Source organism: Intestinimonas butyriciproducens, from assembly GCF_004154955.1.
GTDB lineage: Bacteria > Bacillota > Clostridia > Oscillospirales > Oscillospiraceae > Intestinimonas > Intestinimonas butyriciproducens.
On sequence record NZ_CP011524.1, the window covers coordinates 3,106,706 to 3,129,375 of the forward strand.

The 22,670-nt window shown below is 53.1% G+C and carries 26 protein-coding genes and 2 pseudogenes; 11 read left to right on the forward strand and 17 right to left on the reverse strand.

Annotated features, from left to right (window positions below):
• Nucleotides 1-34 precede the first annotated feature (34 nt).
• Nucleotides 35-787 (forward strand): glucosamine-6-phosphate deaminase, encoded by a 753-nt coding sequence (nagB, locus tag SRB521_RS15300; RefSeq protein WP_058118631.1) that lies wholly within the window; start codon nucleotides 35-37, stop codon nucleotides 785-787.
• A 1,149-nt stretch (nucleotides 788-1,936) separates the two neighbouring features.
• Here nagB and SRB521_RS15305 read toward each other — a convergent pair.
• The 9 genes from SRB521_RS15305 to SRB521_RS15345 form a co-directional block, all read right to left on the reverse strand.
• The gene (locus SRB521_RS15305) at nucleotides 1,937-2,338 is read right to left on the reverse strand and encodes a hypothetical protein (protein WP_116722275.1); all 402 of its coding nucleotides are present in this window, start codon (nucleotides 2,336-2,338) and stop codon (nucleotides 1,937-1,939) included.
• Between the two features lie 290 nt (nucleotides 2,339-2,628).
• Nucleotides 2,629-3,597 carry an ABC transporter ATP-binding protein gene (locus tag SRB521_RS15310; protein ID WP_033118256.1) on the reverse strand — a complete coding sequence of 323 codons (969 nt, stop codon included), beginning with the start codon at nucleotides 3,595-3,597 and terminating at the stop codon, nucleotides 2,629-2,631.
• Nucleotides 3,598-3,600: 3 nt separating this feature from the next.
• Nucleotides 3,601-4,572, reverse strand: coding sequence for an ABC transporter ATP-binding protein (locus SRB521_RS15315; RefSeq protein WP_334260309.1), 972 nt, complete (start codon nucleotides 4,570-4,572; stop codon nucleotides 3,601-3,603).
• 42 nt (nucleotides 4,573-4,614) lie between these two features.
• Entirely contained in the window at nucleotides 4,615-5,523 is a 909-nt protein-coding gene (locus tag SRB521_RS15320) for an ABC transporter permease (protein WP_227151760.1), read from the reverse strand.
• A gap of 5 nt (nucleotides 5,524-5,528) precedes the next feature.
• Complete coding sequence (locus SRB521_RS16910) at nucleotides 5,529-6,467, reverse strand: ABC transporter permease (protein ID WP_058118636.1); 939 nt, start codon at nucleotides 6,465-6,467, stop codon at nucleotides 5,529-5,531.
• A gap of 173 nt (nucleotides 6,468-6,640) precedes the next feature.
• Nucleotides 6,641-8,224 carry an ABC transporter substrate-binding protein gene (locus tag SRB521_RS15330; protein WP_075704791.1) on the reverse strand — a complete coding sequence of 528 codons (1,584 nt, stop codon included), beginning with the start codon at nucleotides 8,222-8,224 and terminating at the stop codon, nucleotides 6,641-6,643.
• A gap of 506 nt (nucleotides 8,225-8,730) precedes the next feature.
• A complete protein-coding gene (locus tag SRB521_RS15335; protein ID WP_033118252.1) occupies nucleotides 8,731-9,117 on the reverse strand; it encodes a RidA family protein in 387 nt (128 codons plus the stop codon).
• 23 nt (nucleotides 9,118-9,140) lie between these two features.
• The gene (locus SRB521_RS15340; protein ID WP_033118251.1) at nucleotides 9,141-9,575 is read right to left on the reverse strand and encodes an aconitase X swivel domain-containing protein; all 435 of its coding nucleotides are present in this window, start codon (nucleotides 9,573-9,575) and stop codon (nucleotides 9,141-9,143) included.
• Nucleotides 9,568-10,887 carry an aconitase X gene (locus SRB521_RS15345; protein WP_075704792.1) on the reverse strand — a complete coding sequence of 440 codons (1,320 nt, stop codon included), beginning with the start codon at nucleotides 10,885-10,887 and terminating at the stop codon, nucleotides 9,568-9,570. The genes SRB521_RS15340 and SRB521_RS15345 overlap by 8 nt, the downstream gene beginning before the upstream one ends.
• Before the next feature lie 287 nt (nucleotides 10,888-11,174).
• Here SRB521_RS15345 and SRB521_RS16745 point away from each other — a divergent pair, with 287 nt between their 5' ends.
• The 3 genes from SRB521_RS16745 to SRB521_RS15350 all read left to right on the forward strand — a co-directional run bounded on the left by SRB521_RS16745 (nucleotide 11,175) and on the right by SRB521_RS15350 (nucleotide 12,036).
• On the forward strand, nucleotides 11,175-11,303 hold the full coding sequence (locus tag SRB521_RS16745) for a hypothetical protein (RefSeq protein ID WP_257534839.1): 129 nt from the start codon (nucleotides 11,175-11,177) through the stop codon (nucleotides 11,301-11,303).
• A gap of 70 nt (nucleotides 11,304-11,373) precedes the next feature.
• Nucleotides 11,374-11,562, forward strand: coding sequence for a hypothetical protein (locus tag SRB521_RS16275; RefSeq protein WP_143433304.1), 189 nt, complete (start codon nucleotides 11,374-11,376; stop codon nucleotides 11,560-11,562).
• Between the two features lie 120 nt (nucleotides 11,563-11,682).
• Nucleotides 11,683-12,036, forward strand: a complete 354-nt coding sequence (locus tag SRB521_RS15350) for a hypothetical protein (protein ID WP_075704793.1) — start codon at nucleotides 11,683-11,685, stop codon at nucleotides 12,034-12,036.
• A 188-nt stretch (nucleotides 12,037-12,224) separates the two neighbouring features.
• Here the strand turns inward: SRB521_RS15350 and SRB521_RS15355 are convergent, their stop codons facing one another.
• The 5 genes and pseudogenes from SRB521_RS15355 to SRB521_RS15375 all read right to left on the reverse strand — a co-directional run bounded on the left by SRB521_RS15355 (nucleotide 12,225) and on the right by SRB521_RS15375 (nucleotide 16,219).
• The gene (locus tag SRB521_RS15355) at nucleotides 12,225-12,965 is read right to left on the reverse strand and encodes a GntR family transcriptional regulator (protein WP_165366661.1); all 741 of its coding nucleotides are present in this window, start codon (nucleotides 12,963-12,965) and stop codon (nucleotides 12,225-12,227) included.
• A 151-nt stretch (nucleotides 12,966-13,116) separates the two neighbouring features.
• Nucleotides 13,117-13,876: pseudogene (locus tag SRB521_RS15360) on the reverse strand (IS5 family transposase).
• A 152-nt stretch (nucleotides 13,877-14,028) separates the two neighbouring features.
• The gene (locus tag SRB521_RS15365) at nucleotides 14,029-14,574 is read right to left on the reverse strand and encodes a hypothetical protein (protein ID WP_050617467.1); all 546 of its coding nucleotides are present in this window, start codon (nucleotides 14,572-14,574) and stop codon (nucleotides 14,029-14,031) included.
• A gap of 309 nt (nucleotides 14,575-14,883) precedes the next feature.
• A pseudogene (locus tag SRB521_RS15370) lies at nucleotides 14,884-15,676 on the reverse strand (IS5 family transposase).
• Between the two features lie 117 nt (nucleotides 15,677-15,793).
• On the reverse strand, nucleotides 15,794-16,219 hold the full coding sequence (locus tag SRB521_RS15375; RefSeq protein ID WP_165816331.1) for a hypothetical protein: 426 nt from the start codon (nucleotides 16,217-16,219) through the stop codon (nucleotides 15,794-15,796).
• A 703-nt stretch (nucleotides 16,220-16,922) separates the two neighbouring features.
• Here SRB521_RS15375 and SRB521_RS15380 point away from each other — a divergent pair.
• The 7 genes from SRB521_RS15380 to SRB521_RS15405 all read left to right on the forward strand — a co-directional run bounded on the left by SRB521_RS15380 (nucleotide 16,923) and on the right by SRB521_RS15405 (nucleotide 20,239).
• On the forward strand, nucleotides 16,923-17,645 hold the full coding sequence (locus tag SRB521_RS15380; RefSeq protein WP_075704795.1) for an aspartate/glutamate racemase family protein: 723 nt from the start codon (nucleotides 16,923-16,925) through the stop codon (nucleotides 17,643-17,645).
• 98 nt (nucleotides 17,646-17,743) lie between these two features.
• Complete coding sequence (locus SRB521_RS15385; protein ID WP_129868867.1) at nucleotides 17,744-18,028, forward strand: hypothetical protein; 285 nt, start codon at nucleotides 17,744-17,746, stop codon at nucleotides 18,026-18,028.
• 130 nt (nucleotides 18,029-18,158) lie between these two features.
• Complete coding sequence (locus tag SRB521_RS15390) at nucleotides 18,159-18,476, forward strand: hypothetical protein (RefSeq protein ID WP_116722633.1); 318 nt, start codon at nucleotides 18,159-18,161, stop codon at nucleotides 18,474-18,476.
• Nucleotides 18,477-18,515: 39 nt separating this feature from the next.
• Nucleotides 18,516-18,728, forward strand: coding sequence for a hypothetical protein (locus SRB521_RS15395; protein WP_165816329.1), 213 nt, complete (start codon nucleotides 18,516-18,518; stop codon nucleotides 18,726-18,728).
• A 398-nt stretch (nucleotides 18,729-19,126) separates the two neighbouring features.
• The gene (locus SRB521_RS16585) at nucleotides 19,127-19,261 is read left to right on the forward strand and encodes a 3-keto-5-aminohexanoate cleavage protein (RefSeq protein ID WP_143433307.1); all 135 of its coding nucleotides are present in this window, start codon (nucleotides 19,127-19,129) and stop codon (nucleotides 19,259-19,261) included.
• Nucleotides 19,262-19,560: 299 nt separating this feature from the next.
• Nucleotides 19,561-19,794: a hypothetical protein gene (locus SRB521_RS15400; protein ID WP_075704798.1), complete on the forward strand. Its 234-nt coding sequence runs from the start codon at nucleotides 19,561-19,563 to the stop codon at nucleotides 19,792-19,794.
• A gap of 265 nt (nucleotides 19,795-20,059) precedes the next feature.
• Nucleotides 20,060-20,239, forward strand: coding sequence for a hypothetical protein (locus tag SRB521_RS15405; RefSeq protein WP_075704799.1), 180 nt, complete (start codon nucleotides 20,060-20,062; stop codon nucleotides 20,237-20,239).
• A gap of 282 nt (nucleotides 20,240-20,521) precedes the next feature.
• Here the strand turns inward: SRB521_RS15405 and SRB521_RS16380 are convergent, their stop codons facing one another.
• The 3 genes from SRB521_RS16380 to SRB521_RS15415 all read right to left on the reverse strand — a co-directional run bounded on the left by SRB521_RS16380 (nucleotide 20,522) and on the right by SRB521_RS15415 (nucleotide 22,452).
• Nucleotides 20,522-20,740, reverse strand: a complete 219-nt coding sequence (locus tag SRB521_RS16380) for a hypothetical protein (protein ID WP_207215981.1) — start codon at nucleotides 20,738-20,740, stop codon at nucleotides 20,522-20,524.
• A 498-nt stretch (nucleotides 20,741-21,238) separates the two neighbouring features.
• Nucleotides 21,239-21,667, reverse strand: a complete 429-nt coding sequence (locus SRB521_RS16385; protein ID WP_207215982.1) for a hypothetical protein — start codon at nucleotides 21,665-21,667, stop codon at nucleotides 21,239-21,241.
• A gap of 416 nt (nucleotides 21,668-22,083) precedes the next feature.
• Complete coding sequence (locus SRB521_RS15415) at nucleotides 22,084-22,452, reverse strand: hypothetical protein (protein WP_116722629.1); 369 nt, start codon at nucleotides 22,450-22,452, stop codon at nucleotides 22,084-22,086.
• Nucleotides 22,453-22,670 lie beyond the last annotated feature (218 nt).

A 22,670-nucleotide genomic window follows, 5' to 3' on the forward strand; every position in this document is an offset into this window, starting at 1 on the left:
GGCCGTTTGGAACGAATAAAGGAGATACAAAGCCATGCGAATCTATCAGGAGTCGGACTACGAGGCCATGAGCCGTCGCGCCGCCAACCTCATTTCCGCAGAGGTCATCCGTAATCCCGCCTGTGTGCTGGGTCTGGCCACCGGCTCCACCCCCGTGGGGACCTACAAGCAGTTGGCCGTCTGGAGCCAGAAGGGCGACTTCAGCTTCAAGGAAGTTACCACTGTGAACCTGGACGAATACAAGGGCCTGGCACCCACCCATGACCAAAGCTACCGCTACTTCATGCAGGCCAACTTCTTCGACCACATCGATATCGACGCGGCCAAGACCCATATACCCGACGGTCTGGCCGCCGACCCCGGTGCCGAGTGTGCCCGGTATGACGAGCTAATCCGCTCCCTGGGCTACGCGGACCTGCAGCTGCTGGGCCTGGGTCATAACGGTCACATCGGTTTCAATGAGCCCTGCGACAACTTTGTGAAGGCGACCCACGTGATAGACCTGGCCGAAAGTACCATCGCCGCCAACGCCCGTTTCTTCTCCTCTGCCGACGATGTGCCCCGCCAGGCGCTCACCATGGGCATAGGCTGCATTATGGCCGCCCGCCGGGTGCTGCTGATCGCCAGCGGCGCCGACAAAGCCGACGCGGTGTACAATGCCTTCTGCGGTCCCATCACCCCTTTCTGCCCCGCTTCTATTCTTCAGCTCCACAACGACATGGTACTGGTGGGCGACAAAGCAGCCCTCAGCAAGCTGGTCGCCGCAGGGGTGCCTGTGTACGAATAGCCGGCTTTCAGGCCTTTGGCCTGGACAGAGTTTTGTCTCCCGGGACTTCTTTTTCGCCGAAGCGGCGACGGGCAGGCGCTGGATGCGCCCGACCGCTGTGTAACTCCCGGTCTGAAGAAGAATGGACCGGAAATACCTAGAAAGCCCCAGCAATCGCGCAAGGGAACCCATAAGGGAAAAAGCGAACGGGAGCCGCCCAGCCGCAATAGCCAGGGGACTCCCGCCTTTTTGTTTGCGCCGCACTCTTATGCGCATAACAATGTAATGTCAGGTTTTATTAGTTTTCTACTTCCACTGGACTCAGGCATGAGCCACCCGTGTTTTCCTCCTGAGGACGGTCAGCTCGAAACAGGATCGCCACCTGAATCGTAGTTTTCTTAGTTCGCTGATTCCTCCTCTACGGGGCTCAACTTTGGGCTCGCTGCCTTCTACAGCGAGTTTTTCCCGCAAATACCAGCGCAACGCTCGGCTTCCTTTTTAGATGGTTGTACAGTCCCTGACTGCCCATGCTGTTTGTAAAGGTCGTGTGCTCCATTTTTGTTCCGCTATTCTCTTCCAACAAAAGCAAAAACCCGTCATCCCTTGCAGGATAACGGGTTCCGTCTGGAGCTGCTACCCAAATTCGAACTGGGGACTTCATCCTTACGAACAGCTTGGGAGCTATCCATGCGCTGCTACAGAAGACTTTCCGGCCCTTTTGCCCCGGAAAGATGAGGTCTTGAGTGCTTTCCTGTCCACCCTATCCATCCGGTCATTTCCCCGTGTGGGTCAGACATGAGTCTTGATATTGCTCTGCGAGAAAAGCCCTTACGCAATTTAAACATTCTTCTGCCTCACGGCGTAGCCGTGCTGCTTTTTTAATGTAGATATAAGCTTATCAATATCAACAACTTAAGGTCGGATATTGGATTTGCGGTTAAAGCAGAATTTGGCCTTTCTAGGCCCGGGGCCGCGGCAGAAAGAACGATTAGGGCGAATGGGAGAAACAAGCACCCGCAATCTCATCAACGACATCTTAGATGGCACGGCGGCAATATTGGCCAGGTGGATACTTGCCTAGAAGTCCTGAAGGATTGCGTTGGGGGAGCAGCCCTTAAAATTGCACAGTTCCAGTTTGTTTCTCAAAATGTCGTATTTGGTTTCCACCGGTCAGCGGCGGAAGTACAAGGGCATAAACTGCTCATAGCGCAGGTCAAGCAGGTTTATCATGAGAGTTTCCGTCTCGCCGGAGGGCAGCCAAACCCGGATGACACGCAAGGAAACGTCCTGGTTTAAGTCCAACATGAAATCGTCGCTTTGTGTTTCATCTATCACATAGTTCCACTTCATTTTGCAGCGCATCGGGAAGCGGCTCCCATTGCCCTGGAGGAAAGCGAGGAATTTTGCGTCCGGATAGCCCTGGTCGAACAGAATCAGGCTTTGCGGGACAATCTTCAATTCTCTTTTAGGCGCTGGATGTGCCCCATTGCCTGTGCCCTCTCCATCCATTGATAAAAAGCGTTTCAGGCCCAGGTACGCAATCTCTTTACCGAGATGAAGTATGTAATACACCTATTCCGAAAAACTCATGGTTCTTGTCCGGGTAAAATAGCCCGGTTTTGTCCTGGATTCCCGTTTGTTGTCGTCTGCCTCTGCTGTTTTCTTGATTAGATCACATTTTTTCTCCCGTTTCATCTCGGCATCCCCTTATCGCAATTGCTTCCTTTGCAATTTTGAATGCCTTTTTCATTTTTCAATGCGCCATTTTACCAAAGTATTTCCACTTTTTTGTGTAATGCGTTATTTGTCCTTCAGTTGTTGGCATTGATAAGCTTATCGGCGCGAAGCACACCTTTGCGGAATCAATCGCCGCAGAGGTGGCAGGCAACGAAGTGGCCGGGGGAAACTTCTTTCAAAACGGGAGCCTCCTGGTGGCACCGCTCCTGGCAATGCTCGCAGCGGGCGGCAAAGCGGCAGCCGGGCTTGGGATCCACGGGGCTGACCACCTCGCCCTTGATGACCTTAATCTCCTTGTTGCGCATGGAGATATCCGGCTCCGGAATGGCGGACAGCAAAGCTTGGGTGTAGGGATGCACAGGCTTTGCGAACAGCTCGTCGGAACTGGTGAGCTCCAGGCACTGGCCAAGGTACATAACCATGATGTTATCAGAGATGTGCTTGACAACGCTCAGGTCATGGGTCACGAACATATAGGTCAGGCCCATGTCATCCTGCAGGTCCATCAGCAGGTTGAGGATCTGTGCCTGAATCGAGACATCCAGAGCGGAAACAGGCTCGTCGCAGACGATGAACTTGGGGTTGACGGACAGCGCACGGGCAATGCCGATACGCTGACGGCGACCGCCGTCCAGCTCGTGGGGATATGCTGTAGCATAGCGCCGGGCCAGACCGACCACGTCCATCAGATGTGCAGCGCGGTTAAAGATTTCGCGCTTCTTGGGCAGCGTCTTGTTGATGATCATGTACTCGGCAATGATCTCAATGACGGACTTGCGGGGATCAAGACTTGCGTACGGGTCCTGGAAGATAATCTGCAGTTCCTGACGCATTTTCTTCATCTGCCTGGTATTGTACTTGGTAATATCATCGCCATTATACAGGATCTGTCCGGAAGTGGGCTCAATCAGGCGCAGAATGGTGCGACCCAGCGTGCTCTTTCCGCAGCCAGACTCGCCGACCACGCCGATGGTCTCGCCGGCGTATACTTTCATGTTGATACCGTCGACTGCGTGCAGGAAGGATTTGTCGCCTACCTTAAAATACTTTTTCAGGTCTACGGTCTCAATCAGAGGGATTCTCTCTTCTGCCATAGCTTAGTCCTCCTTTTCCTGGTGAAAGAGATGGCAACGGATGGAGTGCGTGCCATCGGTATAGACCTCCGGAGGTACCTCCTTGCAGATCTCCATGCACTTGCCGCAGCGCGGTGCAAATTTGCAGCCCTTAGGCAGATTGGTGGGATCCGGCATCAACCCAGCGATGGGCTGCAGACGGGTCGTTTTCGACTTGAGATTGGGCAGAGAGGCAAACAGACCGTCTGTGTAGGGGTGGTGCTTGGCGTGGGTAAAGATATCCTCAGCGGTGCCGAGCTCGATGATCTCACCGGCGTACATAACAGCCACATTATCGCAGGTCTGCGCCACGATACCCAGGTCATGGGTGATCATAATCATGGAGGTGCCCAGACGGTCACGCAAATCGCGGATCATCATCAGCACCTGTGCCTGAATGGTAACATCCAGGGCGGTGGTGGGCTCGTCTGCGATCAGCAGATCGGGCTCGCAGGACAGCGCAATAGCAATCACGACACGCTGACGCATGCCGCCGGAGAACTGATGGGGATACTCGGACTTTCTGGCAGGGGGAATACCCACCAGGGTCAGGGTTTCATCGACGCGTGCCTCGATCTCCTCCTTGGAGCGGCCCGCCTCGTTGTGGACTTGCAGCGCCTCGGCGATCTGCTCGCCCACGGTCAGCACCGGGTTCAGGGAGGTCATGGGATCCTGGAAGATCATGGCGATCTTATCACCGCGGATCTTGCGCATATGTGCCTCCGGCAGATCTACGATGCTCTCGCCCTCGAAGGTGATGGAGCCGGAAGTGATTTTGCCGGTACGCTCGGGCAGAAGGCGCATGAGCGTCAGTGCCAGCGTGGTTTTACCAGCGCCGGTCTCGCCCACCAGACCCAGCGTGGCCCCCTTTTCCAGAGAGAGAGTGACGTCGTTGACGGCGTACACAGTCTCCAAGTCGGTTTTGTAGATGACGCTCAGATCCTTAATGTCTAACATCTTTTCTGTGTTACTCATGATGATAATTCCTTTCTGCCGGCATCAACTCTTCAGACGTGGGTCCATAGCGTCGCGCAGGCCATCACCCAACAGGTTCACGGAGAAAGCAGTCAGAACGATGGCCAGTGCGGGGAACAGCACCAGCAAAGGAGCACGCAGCATATCAACACGGGCACTGGACAGCATGGAGCCCCACTCAGGTGCGGGGGCAGGCAGGGACAGTCCAATGAAGCTTAGGGTGGACTGATAGATGACCAGGCTGGAGACATTCAGGGTCACGTTGACCAGGATGATGCCCAGCGTGTTGGGGATGATATGGCTGATGATGATACGGGCAGAACTGGATCCGCCGGCGCGGGCAGCCTCAACATACTCCTGGTCGACCAAATTCAGAACGCCGGAACGAACCAGACGGACATAGTTTGTGAAGTATGCCAGGGTCATTGCGATGATCAGCACGGGGATGCTGGAGCCCAGGGCGGCCACGACCACCATGGTGAACAGCAGATCGGGGATAGACATGAAGATGTCCAGAGCACGCATGATCAACATATCGACCTTGCCGCCGAAGTAGCCGGCGATAGCGCCCAGCGTGCAGCCGAACAGGCAGGAGCTGATGGAAGACGCAACTGCCACCAACAGCGAGTTACGGGCGCCATGCACCAGACGGGACAGAACGTCACGGCCATAGCTGTCGCAGCCCAGAGGATGCTCAGAGGACATGGGGGCCAGCTTGTTGTCGGCGATCTGGACAACACCAGCCTCATAACTGGCGATAACGTCCGCAAAAATGACGACCAGAATAATGCAGATCAGCAGAAACAGACCGATCATTGCGCCCCTATTCTTTTTCAGTCGGCGAAGGATCTCTTTGGCCTGACTGGGACGCTTGAAGTTGATATCCTCGCCATCGAGCATATTGCTGGCAGGACAAGTATAAGTTTTAGCCATCGAGATCACCCTCCCTTACTGTACTTGGCCCGGATACGCGGGTCAATGAACGCATAGATCACGTCTACGCCGATCATCAGCAGCGTGAAGCAGATGGACACCATAACGGCGCAACCAATGATCATGGGCTCATCCTTCGTGCTGATGGACTCAACGATCAGAGATCCGACGCCCGGGATGGAAAACAGCTGCTCAGTGGTGACCATGCCGGCCAGCAGGCAGCCGAAACGCATACCGATGGAGGTGACCACGGGCAGCAGCGCGTTCTTTAGAGCGTGCTTCCAGATAACCGTGCGCTCGGCAACGCCCTTGGCGCGGGCGGTGCGGACATAGTCCTGACGAATGGCCTCCAGCATGGAGGACTTGGTGAAACGCAGATAGGCAGACAGCTCACAGATCGTGGCTGCAATAACCGGCAGTACATAGTGCTTCGCTGATTTCAGGCCGAAGGATGGGAACCAGTTCAGCTTCAAAGCGAAGATGTACATAAGTAGGATACCGACAACAAAGCTAGGCACGGCAGCCAGGAAAAAGGCGATCATCGTGGGGATGGTGTCCATCAGCGAATTCTGTTTCACTGCTGACAAAATACCCAACGGGACGCCTATGCTTATCGATAGTATAAGAACTAAAATGGCAAGACGCAAAGTGACCAAAAACCGGGGCCAAAGTTCATCAAAAACGTCCAACTTGGTAGAGTAGGACTGACCAAAGCTGCCCTTGGTGACGATATCTTTCAAGTAATTAAACCAACGGACAACAACCGGATCATTATAGCCCAGCTCTTCGTTCATTGCCTCGACCTCCGCCGCATTAGCGTTGGGTCCCAGGATCATACGACCGGGGTTACCGGGCGTAATACTCATAACAATGAAGATGATCAGGGTAACACCAAGCACGGTGGGGATCAGGAACAATAACCGCTTGATAATATATCGATGCATGCTTTCCTTCCTTTCTAACGGAAGATCTTCAGTAAAAACGTGTGTGAATAAAGGTGCGCAACATCCCTGCGGATATTCAGAATAGAAGTTGTGTGCAGGCGACTTTCTTCAGCCACCTGCACACGACTCGTCACTAAATAACGTCCTTAGTTGAAGCGAATCAGATGCGCCGATTACGCCTTCCAGCTCCAGTCATAGACACGATAACTGGTTGGGACCGCGATAGCATTCAGATCCTTGTTGTAAGCAGCGCAGAAAGGAATGGTGATGACGGGCGTCAGAGTATGGGTATCATAGTAAGCGTTATACAGTTCAGTGTAGATCTCGATACGCTTCTCCTCGTCAGCGGTGGAGGCACCTTCCTCCAGCCACTCATCGAACTTCTCGGACAGGTCGTTAAACTTGCCGGAAGGACCATCGTAGACGCAGTTTTTGATGCCCACAGCGCTGGAAGAGCTCTGCTGCTCGAAGTTGTTGAAATCGTAGTTACCGCAGTCATACGCCATAGCCAAGTCGTACTCCTGCGCGACCAGACGGTCACCGGCCACGGAGTAGTCCTGAACGACCAGCGTGGAGTGGATGCCAGCAGCCTCCAGCTGAGCGTGGATCGCAATGGCATAGCTCTCGTTACGGCCGGCAGCGGCGATAAAGTCACCGAGCTGAATTCCATCGGGATAACCGGCATCCGCCAAGAGCTGCTTCGCCTTCTCCAGATCGAAGGGGATGGGGTTCTTCAGGGAGTCAGCAGCGGGAGCCGCGGCAGCATAGTTGGGGTTGATGTACATATAGGTGGGAGTGCCGTAGCCATCGCAGACCAGCTTGTTGACGCCGTCACGGTCAATGGCGTACATGATGGCCTCACGGACCAAGTCATTCTGCAGAATCGTGCCAGCGGTCGGGGACTCGATGTTGATGCAGAAGGTCATGACTTCGTTAGACTCCTTCTCAACACAGGTGAACTTGTCGGTAGACTTGATGTCCTCCCAGTAGGAGATGGGGACGACCATGTAATCGACTTCGCCATTCTGCAGAGCGGTGATAGCGGAGGTATCATCCTCGATCACGTTCCAGACGATCTTATCGATCTTGGCCCTGCCGCGGTAGTAATCCTCGAAAGCAACGGCACTCCAAGAGGTCTTGGGATTGTAGTTGTCTTCATCCCACATGTAGGGGCCAGTACCAGCCTTATTGGCGACCTTACCAAAGTTGTCGCCCTGCTCGGTAACTTCCTTCTGAGACAGGATCTTCACCTTGTGAAGCATGTGGCCGATGGGGGAGAAGGACTGATTCATAACGATCTTAACGGTGTGCTCATCGACCTTCTCGACGTGGTCCAGAGGACGGACGTAAGAGGCCTGCTTGGGGCTGGCCTGAGCTAGGTCATAGCTGAAGACAACGTCATCAGCGGTCATGGACTCGCCATTGTGGAACTTGACGTCCTTTCTCAGGGTAACAATGTACTCGGTGGCATCGTCGTTGGCCTCGATCTTCTCAGCCAGACGCAGATCGTAGCCACCCTCGGCCTCATTTAAATCATACAGGCCCTCATAAATGTTTTCGAAAACGGTGTACTCGTGGGTGTTGGTGGTTTGGTTGGGGTCACTGGTGGTCAAGAAGCCGGTGTTGCGAAGCGTAACAATGTTCTCGCTCGCATCGCTTCCCTGTTCACCGCCGCCGCCGCTGCCGCTGCCGCCGCAGCCAGCCAGAACAGCGACCAGCATCAGAGCGGACATGAGTAGAGAGATAAACCTTTTCATTTTTCCTCCTCCTTAAATTTGAATCCCGTCCATATATGTACCACAGTACATGCTGGTTGGTCACAAGCGAATTATATACTTGTATATACAGCATTGTCAAGTGGAACAAGCCACTGTTTTCAAAAATTGTCTGTTTCGACAAAGTTACCAACAAAAATATGGACGTATCGGCCAAAGGCTCGGATAAAATTTCTTTATTTGGAAGTCTCATTATCGTCTGAACCTGTCTTCACCCTATCCGTAGCCACCGGATATTTCGGAACAGTCTCGTGGCCGCTTGCCACCTTGCTCACCATATTGCGGATTGAAATAACTACCCCCAAAAAGAGCTGCAGACGGTCATGACAGAGATACGGCAAAACCCGCAAAAGTACAAACTTTCTGCGTAAAGCAAAACACGGTGCAGCCCTTACAACCATGAACTATACCGTATCCTACATGAAAACGTCGCTATTGGTCTGTGCCAAAGCAGGACTTCACTTAAAAATATGGATCAGGCCAGCGGCTTACACACCGGCGACACAGGTGATCTCGAACAGGTAGGGCTCGGCAACGGTGGGAGCCACGACGGTGTAGCGGGCGGGGCCCACATCCATGTTCAGGAAGAAGCGATCCCACACCTCGTTGGCGATGGCGCGGTCCTCACGCTTGGCGATGAAGATCTGGCAGAACAGAACCTTCTCCAGACTGGAGCCGGCAGCTTCCAGAACGTTCTTCATGTTGATAAAAGCCTGCTCGCACTGAGCTTCCAGACCCTCCTTCAGGACTTCGTTCTCGTCCTCACCGACCATACCCGAGACGAACACCAGGTTGCCATACTTGATGGCCTGGGAGACGTTGTGGGTGGGAGTGGCAGCCAGGGGAGTATAAACCTTTTCCTTCTTGAATTCCATAGTGGTACTTCCTTTCAGTTGAATTATTTATCTTCGGCCGGTACCAGGATCTCCACAGTACCGTTGATGCCGTCGAGTCTGATGTAATCGCCGTCATGGATTTCCACACAGGGATCGCAGTCGGCAGGGAAATCGGCGACACAGGGACGTCTGGTGTTGAAGATGGCAGTGCCGCACTTGGAGTCCATCGTGGTGAAGACGTAGCCGCTGGGGCCGACGCCGTTGTACTCGCTGTTGCGGAACATATCGGACCAGCCCAGAGAGCCGCGGCTGCAGGGCAGCACAATGATTTTGCCGGCAAAGCTGTCGCCATAGTGGACGTTATCCTTTTCGGTCACCACGCCGGTCTTCACATCAGCGCCATTCCAACCGACGATGCTGTCGGGGCAGACGAAAGCATAACCTTCTACCACAGGGCCCCAGGCAGGACGGCCCCGGATAATCTTATTCTTACTCATATCTCCTCTTAACCTCCCAATAACCGCTGATGGCAGCGTCAATGACCTGCTCATCAGAACCGTAGTAGATTGGGCAGTCCCGCTCATCCTTGCTGCCGTTGCACAGCTTGAAGGAGGACAGGCCGAGGGACTTGGCCCCCTTTGCCACGTTGATCGTGCGGAGGATGCAGCCGCTGGTCAGGATCTCCACGCCCCAGTCCTTCAGGTCCTGGATGATGTGGGCCTGCTCGGCCATAGCGTACTGGGCAATGTTGGTGAACACGCAGAAGCGGACGCCTTTCTTCACCTTTCTGCCGTTCATGTAACGCCAGATATTGATCAGCTCCTCGGCGGAGCAGTTGGGGCAGCCGATCTGCAGATAGTCGGCCGGGCCGGATTCCTTGTGGCAGACCTCATCCCAATAAGTCTGCAGGATCTCGTTGGTGATGGTAAACTCCGCCACAGGCTCGTGGCCACCCATAGCCATCTCATAGGTCTGCGCCTCGGGGGATACACCCACGATCAGGCACAGCTCACAGCCGCTGGTCACGGCCAGAGCGGTGAAGAACGTCTTCAGCTTGATCAGGTCAGGCCGCTCGAAATCGCCGCAGATGACGGGGACGGCATTGGGGGCCAAGCGACGGCCCACAGCAGCGCCCAACAGATCCCAGTCGGTCTTGTCCTTGGTATCACAGGCCACGTGGAACACGTGAGTGCCGTGGCGATTCTCGGGCAGGTGCAGGCCCCACTTGGGAGCTCGACCGCAGATTGCGGCGCAGAAAGTGGTGTTGCCGCCGCCGCCGTAGCCGCGGGCGCCCAGGATGGAGTTGCTGTAGAGCACGTTGCTGGACTCGGTGGTGACGAAATACTCGCCCATCACAGGCAGCCATCCGGCCAGATAGGGGGCGCAGGTGGAGCCGATCATCACGCCGCGGTCAGCCGCGTCAGAGAGGATCTGGCGGTTGTTCTCATAGAACTCCTTGGTCTGCTGAGTCCACTGCCACTGGAACGTGTCGCAGCAGTGCACGTCATCCATGACGTAAGTGCTTTCGTTGAAGCTGTTGAAGGTGGCTGGGTCCAAACCTGGGCATTTTAGCTTGGTCTGCCAGTCGTGATAGCCCATGGCTAGGATGTCAGGCCGATCCAGATTGCCATCGGGGAAGTCAGCCGGCTCGCAGGTGGAGCCGCAGCACAGATGAGCCTTGGTGATGGGCACCAGCTCCTCGGCGCCCAAGATTTGTGCATAGTCGATAATCTTCTGCAGAGCAACCTGCTTGGCAGCGCCGAACTCGCCGTCGAGCATGCGCTGCTCGTAGGGAGTCAACCGAATCATATCGTGCAATCTCCTCTCGTAGTTGGTTTGTGATTTTATGTACGATTGTGTGCAACCTACGTATGCTGGTATATACAGGTTGCCTTGTAAGTCTATCATAGATGCATTTATCTAAAAGTCAAGACATTTTTTGAGGGTAAGGGACATTTGACGGGCAATCGCAGGCCAAAAATTTGGAATATTTTTTGGCAAGACTGCACAATTTGCCGCGACAGGATGATTTAAAATGCGGCTTGACTGTTCACACCCAACGAGCCAACTTGTATACATAAGGAAATGTCACAAAAATGCTAAGAAGAGGAAAACCAACGAAAATTGCGATTGGTAACGGTCAGCATGGTCTGGCCTACAAGCAGATGATCATGAAGACGTTCCCCGAGAGCGAGTATGTGGATGTGGGCTCCTTCGATATGTAGCCTGTCAGCTGTTATCCCGGCGTGGCAGAAATCGAGGTGGGTATCCGCAAATAGAACGCGGTGAGCCTGTGTGCCGCCATGGCACGCCAGGGGTCTGCTGCCCGTGCCGGTCTTCATCAACCCTTTCCTGAGCATGCATACCTATGAGCAGGTGCGCGATGATCTGGGCTATATGAACAACAAGGTCGTGATCGTCAGCTCCGGCGGCAGCCCGGCCTATCCCCCCTGGGTTCCACCCATATTGCGGTGGAGGCCATGAAGGCCTGCCGTGCCGGATCCTGAAGGAGCAGGGCATCTCCTTGTCCGTTCTGAACTTCACCATCATCAAGCCCCCGGATACCGAGGCCACCTCGACCCATGCCAAGAGGACTTCGAGACCATGCCGGGCATCAAGGCCGACAACACCGACGAGAACTATTCCAAGATCGATCCCATGTGCTACAAGAAGGCGGACGAGAAGGTCATGGAGAAGTATCCCAATGTCCAGGTCGCGGGTAACTCCCTGCGTGAGGTCACTTCCGCTTGCCTGAACAACTGGCAGTGTGTCATGATGACCCGCAACGGTTGCTTTGTCTCCCGCAAGCACATGAACCTCGAGATCTATTCCTTCGCCTCCGGTCTGATCTGGTGCCTGATGGAGGGCAAGCCCGAGCTGGAGTGCATCGACTTCGCTGCTGCTCATTCCGCCATGTGCCATACCATCCGCAATGACTGGAACCTGGTCATCACGTAAGAGGTCTGTGACGTGATGACCGGCGCCTCCGCCCGCGTGAAGCGCTAAATCGGCAAAAGCCAAAACATATGAAAAGAGGACACCCGATGGGTGTCTTCTTTTTGTTGCTTGTTGAATTTTGTCGTCTGTCAAAGGCGGGTATATCTGCGACGATGCGCCGCTGGCCCAATCCTGATGTCGGGCAACGCTCAGATCTCCATGGTGATCTTGATCTTCTCTCCGCGGAAGATCACCTTGCTGTATTCGAAGGTGCGTCCGTCGGCGTCCAGAATCTGATCCTGCAACAGCAGCAGCGGCTGGCCGGGAAAAATGTTCAGCAGGGATGCCTCGGCTGGCTTGGCTGCCACGGACTCCAGAGTTTCCACCGCCTTGGCACGGTTCAAGCCATATGCCTGACTCAGCACAGTGCACAGTTGCTCACTGCTCAGGTCATACCGGTCAATACCGGGGCAGTAGGACTGGGGCAGGTAGGAGATGTGGATGCTCAGCGGTTCCCCCTTCAGAATACGCAGGCGGCGGACCACATAGAAATAGGGGGCATCCAAGCCGGGAAAGTACTGGAGTATCTTCTGATCCGCGGTTTCCAGGTCGAGGGAGATCAGCTGGGTGGTGACCTCATAGCCCATCTGCTCCAGCTGTTCGCGGATGCCGGCATAGGACAGGGAGTGTGCCACGATCTTCGGTTCGGCCACATAGGTGCCCTTGCCGGGGATACGGAACAAAAGCCCCTCCTGCACCAGCTTGGTGATGACATTGCGCACCGTGGTGCGGCTTACTCCATAGATATGGCTCAGCTCGTTTTCCGAGGGGATCAGTTTGCCGGGCGCCCACTCCTTGGACTCCAGTTTCTGGAGGATCGACTCCTCAATCTGGATATGTAGGGGCTTGGCATTGGTCTTGTCAAGAGCGAACAGTGTACCACATTCCATAAGTTTGTGACCTCCGAAAGAAAAATCAGCGTTCACCTTGCACGATACCGCAAAAGGCATAAAACAACCAACTATACGGCAATGGACAGAACAGTCATGTGTATAATTCTACATTATATTAGGGCTTGTTTGAAAAAAGGCGGAGATTGTGCTAAAGCAACAAAATAGCGATGGAGGCAAGATACACAAAGGCCAGGAAGGAAGCATCCGACTTGTCATATCGGGTGGCGATTCTGCGAAACCACTTGATTTTCTGGAAAAAACACTCCACCAGATGGCGTTCTTTATACAGATGCCAGTCAACCGGCCAGGGATCGGAAACGTTGCTTTGCGGCGGGATCACATAGCTGGCCCCGTGCGCTGAGATATATTCCCGAATCGTCCGGGCACCATAGGCCCGGTCTGCCAGCACGGCACTCCCGCCGATTCTGACCTTTTTCAGCAGTTCAACAGCGTGAACCGAATCGTGGTCATTTCCAGCGGAGAGCAGGAACTCCACCGGGTTTCCCAGACCGTCTACGACAGCGTGGAGTTTTGTGTTCCACCCGCCTTTGGTACGGCCAACCGCCTTATCCGCCGTTTTTTTCCCCGCCATTTGCGCTTTCATGCACCTTTACGCAAGTGGAGTCCATGCTCAGGTTCTCCATATCCGCGTCCGCAGACAGTGTGTGGAATACCGCTTCCAGAGTGCCGTCATCCCGCCATTTGGCGAATCGGGCGTATATAGACTGCCAAGGGCCATAGGTCTCCGGCAGCTCACGCCACTGCGCACCGCTCCGGACGATCCAGAGCATTCCGTTGAGCATGATCCGGTTATCCTTCCGGGGACGACCCCGCTTTCCCGTTTCTTCCGGTGGCAGCAGCGGCTTGATCCGTTCCCATTGTTCTTTTGTTAATTCATATCGTTTCATGCTCGTAGCTTCGCATAACTTGGTTTCTTGTGCAACTTTTATTTTTCAAACAAGGCCTAACCCCTCCTGACAAGCAGTTTTCCGTGGCAAGAAAAATCTTGCCACGGAAAACTGCTATGAAGCTTCTTAGAAGTATACGTCTGTGGTGTTTCTTAGCCTACATCCACCGTAAGTCGTACGTTTTGCAGACCGGAGCCTTGGTGGCTTATGAATAGATTGTATTCATGGGTAGGGTCAACGTTAAAAGACTTTGAGACAGGAGCAGTGCTGTTATAGGCCAGCGAGAAATAATCGGAAATCAACTGCTCATCTTTGTCATAAATCGAAACGTTCACATCCGATTTGCTCGGGTCCTGTGAATCGGTGAAAGTAACTGTGACTACACCAGTTTCATCACTTTCAAATGTCAGTCCAGTAACCAAGGTGGTATTGCTTGTACCCGGATAAGGATTAGCAGGGACACCCCTCACCCATCCGCTAAAAACATTTCTGTCAGCGGTTGCCAGCATAGAGATAGGACTCTGAGGATACCGATGATACTCGGTTCCAGGAATACACATAGACGTATCGACCTGGCTCCAATCAATACCAAAATAATAGGGGTCATCCTCAAGAGATGCGGCACTAGCGGAAACGGCCAGAGAAAGCATCATGCAGACGGCGCACAGGACACTCAGGAGCTTTTTGAACTTTTTCATTATGATATCTCCTTATTCTCGTTTGGGAAATGAATCCTCATGGATGAACGGTACTGGGATACTTGTGCTACGGAGTTTGATTTGCTGAATCTTCTGACGGCCTCACCGCTTTTTAGTCTATAGGGAAAGCCGCGGACCGTCAAATTTCTACCCCATTGGACTCCCCTCCGATCCTCACCGCCCGTCGGCGGGCCATTGGCGTATTTGTGTCCCAAGCTGGGACAGAACTTGAAGCGCCCTATTTATGCTCTCATCCAATAAAACGATTTTCTGCGAAAAGTGCAACGGGCTTTTTTCAAAAGATTTTATTTAGGCCTTGTTTGAAAAAAGATAGAGAATGTGCCAAAGCAACAAAATAGCGATGGAGACAAGATAAACGAAGGCGAGAAAGGAAGCATCCGACTTGTCATATCTGGTGGCGATTCTGCGAAACCACTTGATTTTCTGGAAAAAACACTCCACCAGATGGCGCTCCTTATACAGATGCCAGTCAACCGGCCGGGGATCGGAAATGTTGCTCTGCGGCGGGATCACATAGCTGGCCCCGTGCTCTGAGATGTATTCCCGAATTGCCCGAGCGCCATAAGCCCGATCTGCCAGTACAGCACTCCCGCCGATTCTGACCTTTTTCAGCAGTTCAACAGCGTGAACCGAATCGTGGTCATTTCCAGCGGAGAGCAGGAACTCCACCGGGTTTCCCAGACCGTCTACGACAGCGTGGAGTTTTGTGTTCCACCCGCCTTTGGTACGGCCAACCGCCTTATCCGCCGTTTTTTTCCCCGCCATTTGCGCTTTCATGCACCTTTACGCAAGTGGAGTCCATGCTCAGGTTCTCCATATCCGCGTCCGCAGACAGTGTGTGGAATACCGCTTCCAGAGTGCCGTCATCCCGCCATTTGGCGAATCGGGCGTATATAGACTGCCAAGGGCCATAGGTCTCCGGCAGCTCACGCCACTGCGCACCGCTCCGGACGATCCAGAGCATCCCGTTTAGCATGGTCCGGTTATCCTTCCGGGGGCGGCCCCGCTTCCCCGTTTCTTCCGGTGGCAGCAGCAGCTTGATTCGTCCCCATTGTTCTTTTGTTAGTTCATATCGTTTCATGCTATTAGCTTCGCATAGCTTGGTTTATTGTGCAACTTTTATTTTTCAAACAAGGCCTAGTTATTTTACATGATTTCTCAGCCGGATTCAAGTAATTTTTCGAAAAATAGCGCAGAGCTATCCATTATCATTAAACGCACAGAGACTCCACCGAGTCCGCTGTGCGTTTTTCTTTACCTCGCTGCCGGTCACATCGAGAGCCACCAGGTTGGTCTTGCTGGCCTCGTTTCCCTGAACGGCGGGCATATTGACGGCGCTTACCGTGCCATAGATATCCAGCTTCGGCTCATAGGTCTTGTTATCGGAGCCCTGTCCGATGATCATACTGGCGGGGTGGATGTTAGAGGTGCTGGCAGATGTGGCGGTGATCTTGGAGTCCTTGTCGATGGTGACGGCCTTCTGAATGTCCAGCGAGCTGTAGAGGGTCACGTTATCCTGCAACGTAATGGTCTGGCCTTCCTTGAACGTCTCAATGGTGCCACTCGGCTTGGTGAATGAAGGAACGATCTCCCTTGCCCCTGCTGCGGAGCTTTCGTATCCCACCCATGATGAGAAACGGCGGTTCCTTGAAGCGATGGACTATTCGCAGAACACGCCATCATTGTCACAGGTACAGCGGCTCAAAAAGCTCGGCCGCTAGGGCAAATGCACGCAGGACGCTATGTTTCCGTCATGTCTGAGGAAAAGAAACGCGAACTTGACCGCATAACCATCATCAGAAAGTATTTTCCCAAGTCCTACACACCAATGTAAATGCAGCAGACCATTATCAAACTGCTGGAAGCATGACAGAAAAAACGAACGCGCCAGACAGTTCACGTTCGTTCCCCCAATACAAAATTTGCAACCGGGACCCATCTTTTTCTCGCTGTCGATTCAATCTATTGGGGGACGCGAACTCAAGGCTTAACCTGTTTAACCTGAACGCTGCAATAAGAGGATGGCTGACAATCTCCGTCACAGACTTCATAGCCCAGGAAAGGAGCGGACAGCCAGTTGCTCCTCTTATTGTAGCTTTGGCACAAGACGGACAAAACCCTCGGCTGGCTGCCGAGGATTCCAACCAAATTATATTGTAATAGAGAAGGGAGGATTGGCGAAATCATAGAAAAGCGGCGGGCCGGGAAAATCATGCTTGTCAATTCCCGGGATTTGTGTATAAATTATAGTTATAGAGCTTTGTATATACAGGTACAGGTGTCTGCCCGGCAGTGACCTGTGCGGAAAATGAAAAGGAGATGTCTTCATGGAAAAAAAGCCCAAGATTTGTATTCTGCGCTGGGAGGAGGGCCAGGTCCTGCCCGCCCAGCTGCAGCTGGAGTCTCTGCCCGGCAACAGCACCAACCCCGCTTCCTATCCCTTCGAGGTGATGATGCTGCGCGTCAAGGGCGCCAATATGGATACCATCGAAGAGAACCCCTGCCAGGAGATGCTGGATAAGTTTATCGTCGTGTGCAAGGAGCTGGCGGCTCAGGGCGTGAAGGCCATCACCACCAGCTGTGGCTTCACCGCATACTATCAGGAGGGCCTGGCCGCCGCCGTGCCCGAGCTGGTGTTCACCAGCGCCCTGCTACAGGTCCCCTTCATCCAGACCATGGTGGGCCCCAACCGCAAGGTGGCCGTGCTGACCGCCAACAAGTACCACCTGCGCGAGGAGCATCTGCAGCGCGCCAAGATCGTGGACCGCGATCACCTGGTGATCCTGAGCCTGCACGATCAGCCTGAGTGGGGCCGCATCTACACCCACCCCAACGAGGAGTTCAATCTGGAGGCCGTCACCGACGAGGTGGTTAGCGTTGTGCGCAAGGGTCTGGAGGAGAACCCCGACATCGGCGCTGTGGTGCTGGAGTGTACCGACCTGCCTCCCTATTCCGCCCGTATTCGTGACGAGCTGGGTATCCCCGTGTTTGATATCAATACCATGATCAGCTATGTGGCTTTGTCTCTGAACGAGTACAAGATGTTCTAAATGACGGCACTGTGGGGATCACATCCGGTGGTGGTCCCCGCTGTCTGCTTTTTTCGGCGCACCGTGTCCCAGCTTTGCTGCCTATGGGGGGAGAGACCGTGGAGGAAGCGGTGCCCGCTGAAGGGAAGAGAGATCAAAGGAGAGCGCGCAAGCGAGAACGTGCAAAGCGTGCGGCCGATCATACCACCGGCGTTGTGTCCTACGCCCACATCGACAACGGTATGTCTCTGAGCAGAAAGAATGTCGATTTTTCTGAGGTCCAGTCAAATCTGCAAAAGCTTTGCTTCAACTTCAACCGGATAACGTATCACGATGTGCATTTTAAATCAAATGCGCGTCGTGATTTTTTTGCGCTCTTTCCAGTTCAACAGTGCCGTTTCTGACATTCCTCGTTCTTTTTTTGACGCAATTCAGCGCCACCCGGTATAATTGTCCCGTGATATGGTGCTAAGCACGCAATTGTTCTGCCAAATCCTTTCGCCGTACTTCCAGAATTTCCGAGGAAACATATCAATGCGCAGAAAAACAAAATTTTACATTGACCATATTGGCATCTCTTCCAAAGATTTCTTTGACAAACTGGGCTTTTGCATGGGTAATTTTTACAAGACCCATCTGGACAAGCCCTACGTTCCAGACCGGTATTACTCCTGCCACTACTACATGAGCTTTGGAAGCGCGTATCTTGAGATAGCTGCCTTGACCCCTCAAGGCGACTGCGCCTACCCCAAGAAGCGCATCGAAGAGTTTTATGAAAGCGTTCCCTTCGGGCCTAAGGGCCAGCCCGGCATTTATGATGCGGAATGTAGTCCTGAACACTCGGGACTTTGAGGTGGTACGCAGGATCTATTGCCCCTTGCTATCTGGCCTGTGGACCAGAACCTAAAGATTTTCATGAACAAGCCCGCCTGCGGCGACACCTACTGCAGTTCTATCGGCGGCTCCGTGCTGTGCGCTTCTACCCTCTTCCCCTGCCACACTGAGCCTTTCCCCAATATCCTGTACGCTTTCATGCAGCACTACGATGGGAGTCAGATCTATTATCCCCGCCCCATGTGCAGGAGTATCATCCCAATGGCGTGACCGGGATCTCTTCCACCTTTCTCCGGAACAGTTGATAACTGCGCTCAAGCCGCTTGATACGCTCCAAGATGTGGTCAAGCAGTACCTGGGGATCCCAACCACACTTCTGATACTGTGCTTCTGGATAAGGACGCCTACGAGGAGGAGTTCTGGTCGACGCTCCCAACGCTATCAGCAACTTTGTCGCCTTGGAATTCACCGGCGGCGGCCTGGATGACATTATGGAATTCGCCGTGAACCACCAGATTCGTTACTTTGTTCAGGGTTCCAAGATTTATGTTGATGCCCGGAAGGAAGCGGGGCTCTTCTTAATTCTTGCGTAATACAGACGGTAAGTATGTGCATCGGCGCGACTTGGGTATGGCTGGCATTTACGAGTTGCTGTACGGAGAGAAAAGATGAACAAGCTGATCATCACCGCCGCCCTGGTGGGCTCGCTGCCCACCGAGGCGCAGAATTCTAAGGTGCCCATCACACCCCGGACGAGCTGGCCCGGGACACCCTGGCCTTCTATAATGCCGGCTCCGCGGTGACAAATACAAAAAAGAGGTGATGGAGCGTGAGTCCCGCTTACTGGTGCCCCAGAGCAAGACGGTGCAGAACCTATCGACTATGCTGTCTGCGATGGCAGCTCAGACGAAAAAATAGTGATGGCCGTAACAGAGATGACATCTCTGCTCCAACAGGTTGGGCGGAAGAAAGAACGGCAGCATTTACGTTTTCCCAAAATACACCTGCCCAATTCCTACCCGTGTGGGTGTGGATTATCCCAATTATGGTCGGCTCGTGGGCACTGTGGCCTCTCTGGGCCGTACTCTGGAGCGTGGTCAAGATGTTCATGAGAGATGCCACCGCTGTACACATCCACAGCGACCGCAAGGGCCTCTCCAAAGAGCGTCAGAAGAAGATCGCCCAAGATCACAGAGCGGATGACCACGAGGAGCAGCAGACCATAAGCTGCCCCCACCCGGTGCCGCCCCTCCCCACACCAGATGCGGAGAACTATATGAACAACACGGATTGCAAGAATAAAAGTATCCTGCGGGAACAGAAAGGACTCCTATGAACAAACCTACCTACAGATCCTATGATGAGCTACCCCTCACCCTCTCCGCCCTCAATGTGGCGGCAGTGCTGGAGATTAGCCGGGCCGGGGCCTCTGCGAGCTGGTCCACAGCGAAGGCTGGCTTCCCCCCCTCAACATTGGTAGCCGCATCCTCATCCCAAAGTACAAGTTCCTGGCATGGATCGACGGAAGCTCTTCCAAAAAGGGATAGCTTTCTAACACCACCTGTGATATGTTTTGTGACTTGGAAGGGAGGGAAAATCTAATGTCAAAGAAAAGAGCCACCGTCGAGGGCAATATCCGCAAGCGGAAGGATGTCCTCTGGGAAGGGCGGTACACCGCTAGGTACGACCAGACAAGGAAGAGGATCATCAAAAACATATTGGGCAAGACCCACAAGCCGAGGTCAAGGAAAAAAGGACTTGACCGAAAACGGCAGATCTGACTCCAAGGGCGGCAAAACCGGGCTCAGTACCACCACCGTCCGTAGCGTCCACCTCATACTCCGCAACACCCTGGAACGTGCCAGAAAGGAAAAGTTGATTACCGCCAACCCCACTGAGGACTGCATCCCCCCCAAAAATATAGAAAAAGGAAATGAATATCCTGAAGCCCGATGACCTAGGTGCCTACCTTCAAGCAGCAGAGAAGCACAACATCCTGCCCAGTACTCTTTTCTCCTTTCCCAGCCTTTCAGCGTGTGGTCCACGGCGTAGGTCAAACGAAATCACCAGCTTTTTGTGATAGCTTTTTCAAAAAGAAAACCACTCTTTTCGATTGAAAAGAGTGGTTTTCTGGAGCTGCTACCCAGATTTGAACTGGGGACCTCATCCTTACCAATTATTTTTTGGGTGATGCACCCTATCGTAACCTTTCGTATGCTTACGCCTTTTAATGCCCGAAAGCCCTTGAGATACGGGCACTTTCTTCTATCTTCTGCTGACATCTGACGTATGCTTTTGCATACGTTTTTTTCTTGCTGGTTACGACTTTGGTTGCGACTCGCTCAGAGACAACGCCGCCTGACCTCATCCTTTTTTGCGGTAGCTTCTTCGTGCTGAGTGGATGGACGTCACTCACATTCACATAGCAAGGTACTTTGAAATGCCCTATTGACAACTACGGTAAAATCGTATATAGCCTCTTTTGAAGCTGTATAGTGAAGCCTCGCTAATCCCGACCTGTTGGGCAAGGAAATTTGCTCGCAGCCCTCTTCGCTCCAAAAAGCTATTCAGCTGTTTCATCACGGCAACCTGTTCTTGCATCACGTAAACCTCCTTTCACGTAAAAATTTCCTTACAACTTGGGCATAAATGAAGCAGTCCAGCGTTTGCCAGACTGCTTTATGTTTGTGGGAGAAGTGATCCGCCACGGCAATGCGGCCTTGCCCCCCTCATAATATAGGTACCGGTTACGATACAAAGTCGTTGCATTTTCGTCATTCTCAACAGACTATTTTACTATTTTTTAGTGCTTTTGCTATATGCGCCACTCTGGTACGCACTTGCTGCTCCGTTAACCTGTATCGGCGCTCAATATCCCGTTTTGTTAATCCTCTTGAAAGATCGTAGGCAATGGAGCGTTCCAGTCGGTCGCTAATACACTCCAAGAACTCGTCAGCAAAATACACATCATAGAACGGGTGGCTGTAGCCGGCGTGCAGAGAAATGATTTCTGCCGCCTCCTGATCTGTGAATTGTGCCCCACCATCATCAGTTAAGAGGGGAATGCTCAGGCTGGACAATGTATTTGTGTTGCACTTACGGCGAGGATCATAATACCGCCGCTGCAATCCCCGCTCGGTATAGACATTAGCACTATCCGTTGTCGGCGCATCCGGGGCAGTCAAGAGGTAGTCGGCAAGCTCGTCCACCGTCCTCCATGCGTTCTGAAAATACTTCCACCCTTCTTCCTGTGTGCGGAGCGGGAGACCGGAGCTAACCTCCTCAATAAAACTGCCGTAGCTCCGCTCTACCTCATCATAGCTCTTGCGCCATCCAGAGCCTACGGCACACAAATCGGCCACCCGCTTGTGCCGGCTCCCGTAGGCCAGTGTAGGTTGGTGTTTCTTCCAGTCTGGCCCACTCCCGCAAACAGGGCAGGCGATACTTCCATCGGGCTGGATCTCACTTGTACGCCACTGACGACAAGTATTGCAGTACCAATATGCGTTTTCGCCAGCAAATCCGCTTGTATCATTTTGGCCGATTCTCCGGGGCAACGTCCCCTTATCCAATGCTATCATGATAATCTCCTGTTGCCCTCGTGACCTCCGGGGTGGGGCAGTGTTCACTGCGGAAGCTCCATTTCCCTCAAACGTTTGATTTCCTTTTCCATACGCTCAATGCCCTTGCGAGCGTCCTTTGTATCCGACTTCCACTGGGGGAAAGCGCCATACGCCGCCAAAAACGCTTGATACCGCTGTATCCATTCATGCAGTGAAGCTATCATATGCCCACGATCTTCGTCATTAACAGGGTGCATTTTCGCATTCAGCACAGCAACGGCGTTAGCCGGATTGCTATTTGTCAAAGTACAGATTTGCTCTTTATCAGAAGCCGTCCAGGTACCATTTGCCTCGAACCGCAGATATTCAGTTTCATTGACGCCAGAGGGAAAGATAAGTTTTGACATCTTCCGCCAATCAAAGTTTTCCATTGAAAATCACCTTGCTTTATTATGAGAAAGTCCTTTTTTCTATCGTCCATTGCTTCACTTTACTAAAGTCTCCACCGAACCCAACAATTTAGTATGTTAAAGCGCTAAATTGCTCGACAATAGATGATTCTTTCCGAGTGGTGCACCGAGACCGCCATTTGTTTGATTTTTGGGTACTTAATTTACTCAAATCTCCGACAACAGACGAAAGAATGACG

What these genes read in the sequence shown, in the direction of transcription:
- nagB (WP_058118631.1), top strand. Translation starts at nt 35, where the DNA reads ATGCGAATCTATCAGGAGTCGGACTACGAGGCCATGAGCCGTCGCGCC.
- SRB521_RS15310 (WP_033118256.1), bottom strand. Translation starts at nt 3,597, where the DNA reads ATGGCAGAAGAGAGAATCCCTCTGATTGAGACCGTAGACCTGAAAAAG.
- SRB521_RS15315 (WP_334260309.1), bottom strand. Translation starts at nt 4,572, where the DNA reads ATGTTAGACATTAAGGATCTGAGCGTCATCTACAAAACCGACTTGGAG.
- SRB521_RS15320 (WP_227151760.1), bottom strand. Translation starts at nt 5,523, where the DNA reads ATGGCTAAAACTTATACTTGTCCTGCCAGCAATATGCTCGATGGCGAG.
- SRB521_RS16910 (WP_058118636.1), bottom strand. Translation starts at nt 6,467, where the DNA reads ATGCATCGATATATTATCAAGCGGTTATTGTTCCTGATCCCCACCGTG.
- SRB521_RS15330 (WP_075704791.1), bottom strand. Translation starts at nt 8,224, where the DNA reads ATGAAAAGGTTTATCTCTCTACTCATGTCCGCTCTGATGCTGGTCGCT.
- SRB521_RS15335 (WP_033118252.1), bottom strand. Translation starts at nt 9,117, where the DNA reads ATGGAATTCAAGAAGGAAAAGGTTTATACTCCCCTGGCTGCCACTCCC.
- SRB521_RS15340 (WP_033118251.1), bottom strand. Translation starts at nt 9,575, where the DNA reads ATGAGTAAGAATAAGATTATCCGGGGCCGTCCTGCCTGGGGCCCTGTG.
- SRB521_RS15345 (WP_075704792.1), bottom strand. Translation starts at nt 10,887, where the DNA reads ATGATTCGGTTGACTCCCTACGAGCAGCGCATGCTCGACGGCGAGTTC.
- SRB521_RS16745 (WP_257534839.1), top strand. Translation starts at nt 11,175, where the DNA reads ATGCTAAGAAGAGGAAAACCAACGAAAATTGCGATTGGTAACGGTCAG.
- SRB521_RS15350 (WP_075704793.1), top strand. Translation starts at nt 11,683, where the DNA reads ATGCCGGGCATCAAGGCCGACAACACCGACGAGAACTATTCCAAGATC.
- SRB521_RS15355 (WP_165366661.1), bottom strand. Translation starts at nt 12,965, where the DNA reads ATGGAATGTGGTACACTGTTCGCTCTTGACAAGACCAATGCCAAGCCC.
- SRB521_RS15365 (WP_050617467.1), bottom strand. Translation starts at nt 14,574, where the DNA reads ATGAAAAAGTTCAAAAAGCTCCTGAGTGTCCTGTGCGCCGTCTGCATG.
- SRB521_RS15380 (WP_075704795.1), top strand. Translation starts at nt 16,923, where the DNA reads ATGGAAAAAAAGCCCAAGATTTGTATTCTGCGCTGGGAGGAGGGCCAG.
- SRB521_RS15390 (WP_116722633.1), top strand. Translation starts at nt 18,159, where the DNA reads ATGCGCAGAAAAACAAAATTTTACATTGACCATATTGGCATCTCTTCC.
- SRB521_RS16585 (WP_143433307.1), top strand. Translation starts at nt 19,127, where the DNA reads ATGAACAAGCTGATCATCACCGCCGCCCTGGTGGGCTCGCTGCCCACC.
- SRB521_RS15400 (WP_075704798.1), top strand. Translation starts at nt 19,561, where the DNA reads ATGTTCATGAGAGATGCCACCGCTGTACACATCCACAGCGACCGCAAG.
- SRB521_RS15405 (WP_075704799.1), top strand. Translation starts at nt 20,060, where the DNA reads ATGTCAAAGAAAAGAGCCACCGTCGAGGGCAATATCCGCAAGCGGAAG.
- SRB521_RS16380 (WP_207215981.1), bottom strand. Translation starts at nt 20,740, where the DNA reads ATGTCAGCAGAAGATAGAAGAAAGTGCCCGTATCTCAAGGGCTTTCGG.
- SRB521_RS15415 (WP_116722629.1), bottom strand. Translation starts at nt 22,452, where the DNA reads ATGGAAAACTTTGATTGGCGGAAGATGTCAAAACTTATCTTTCCCTCT.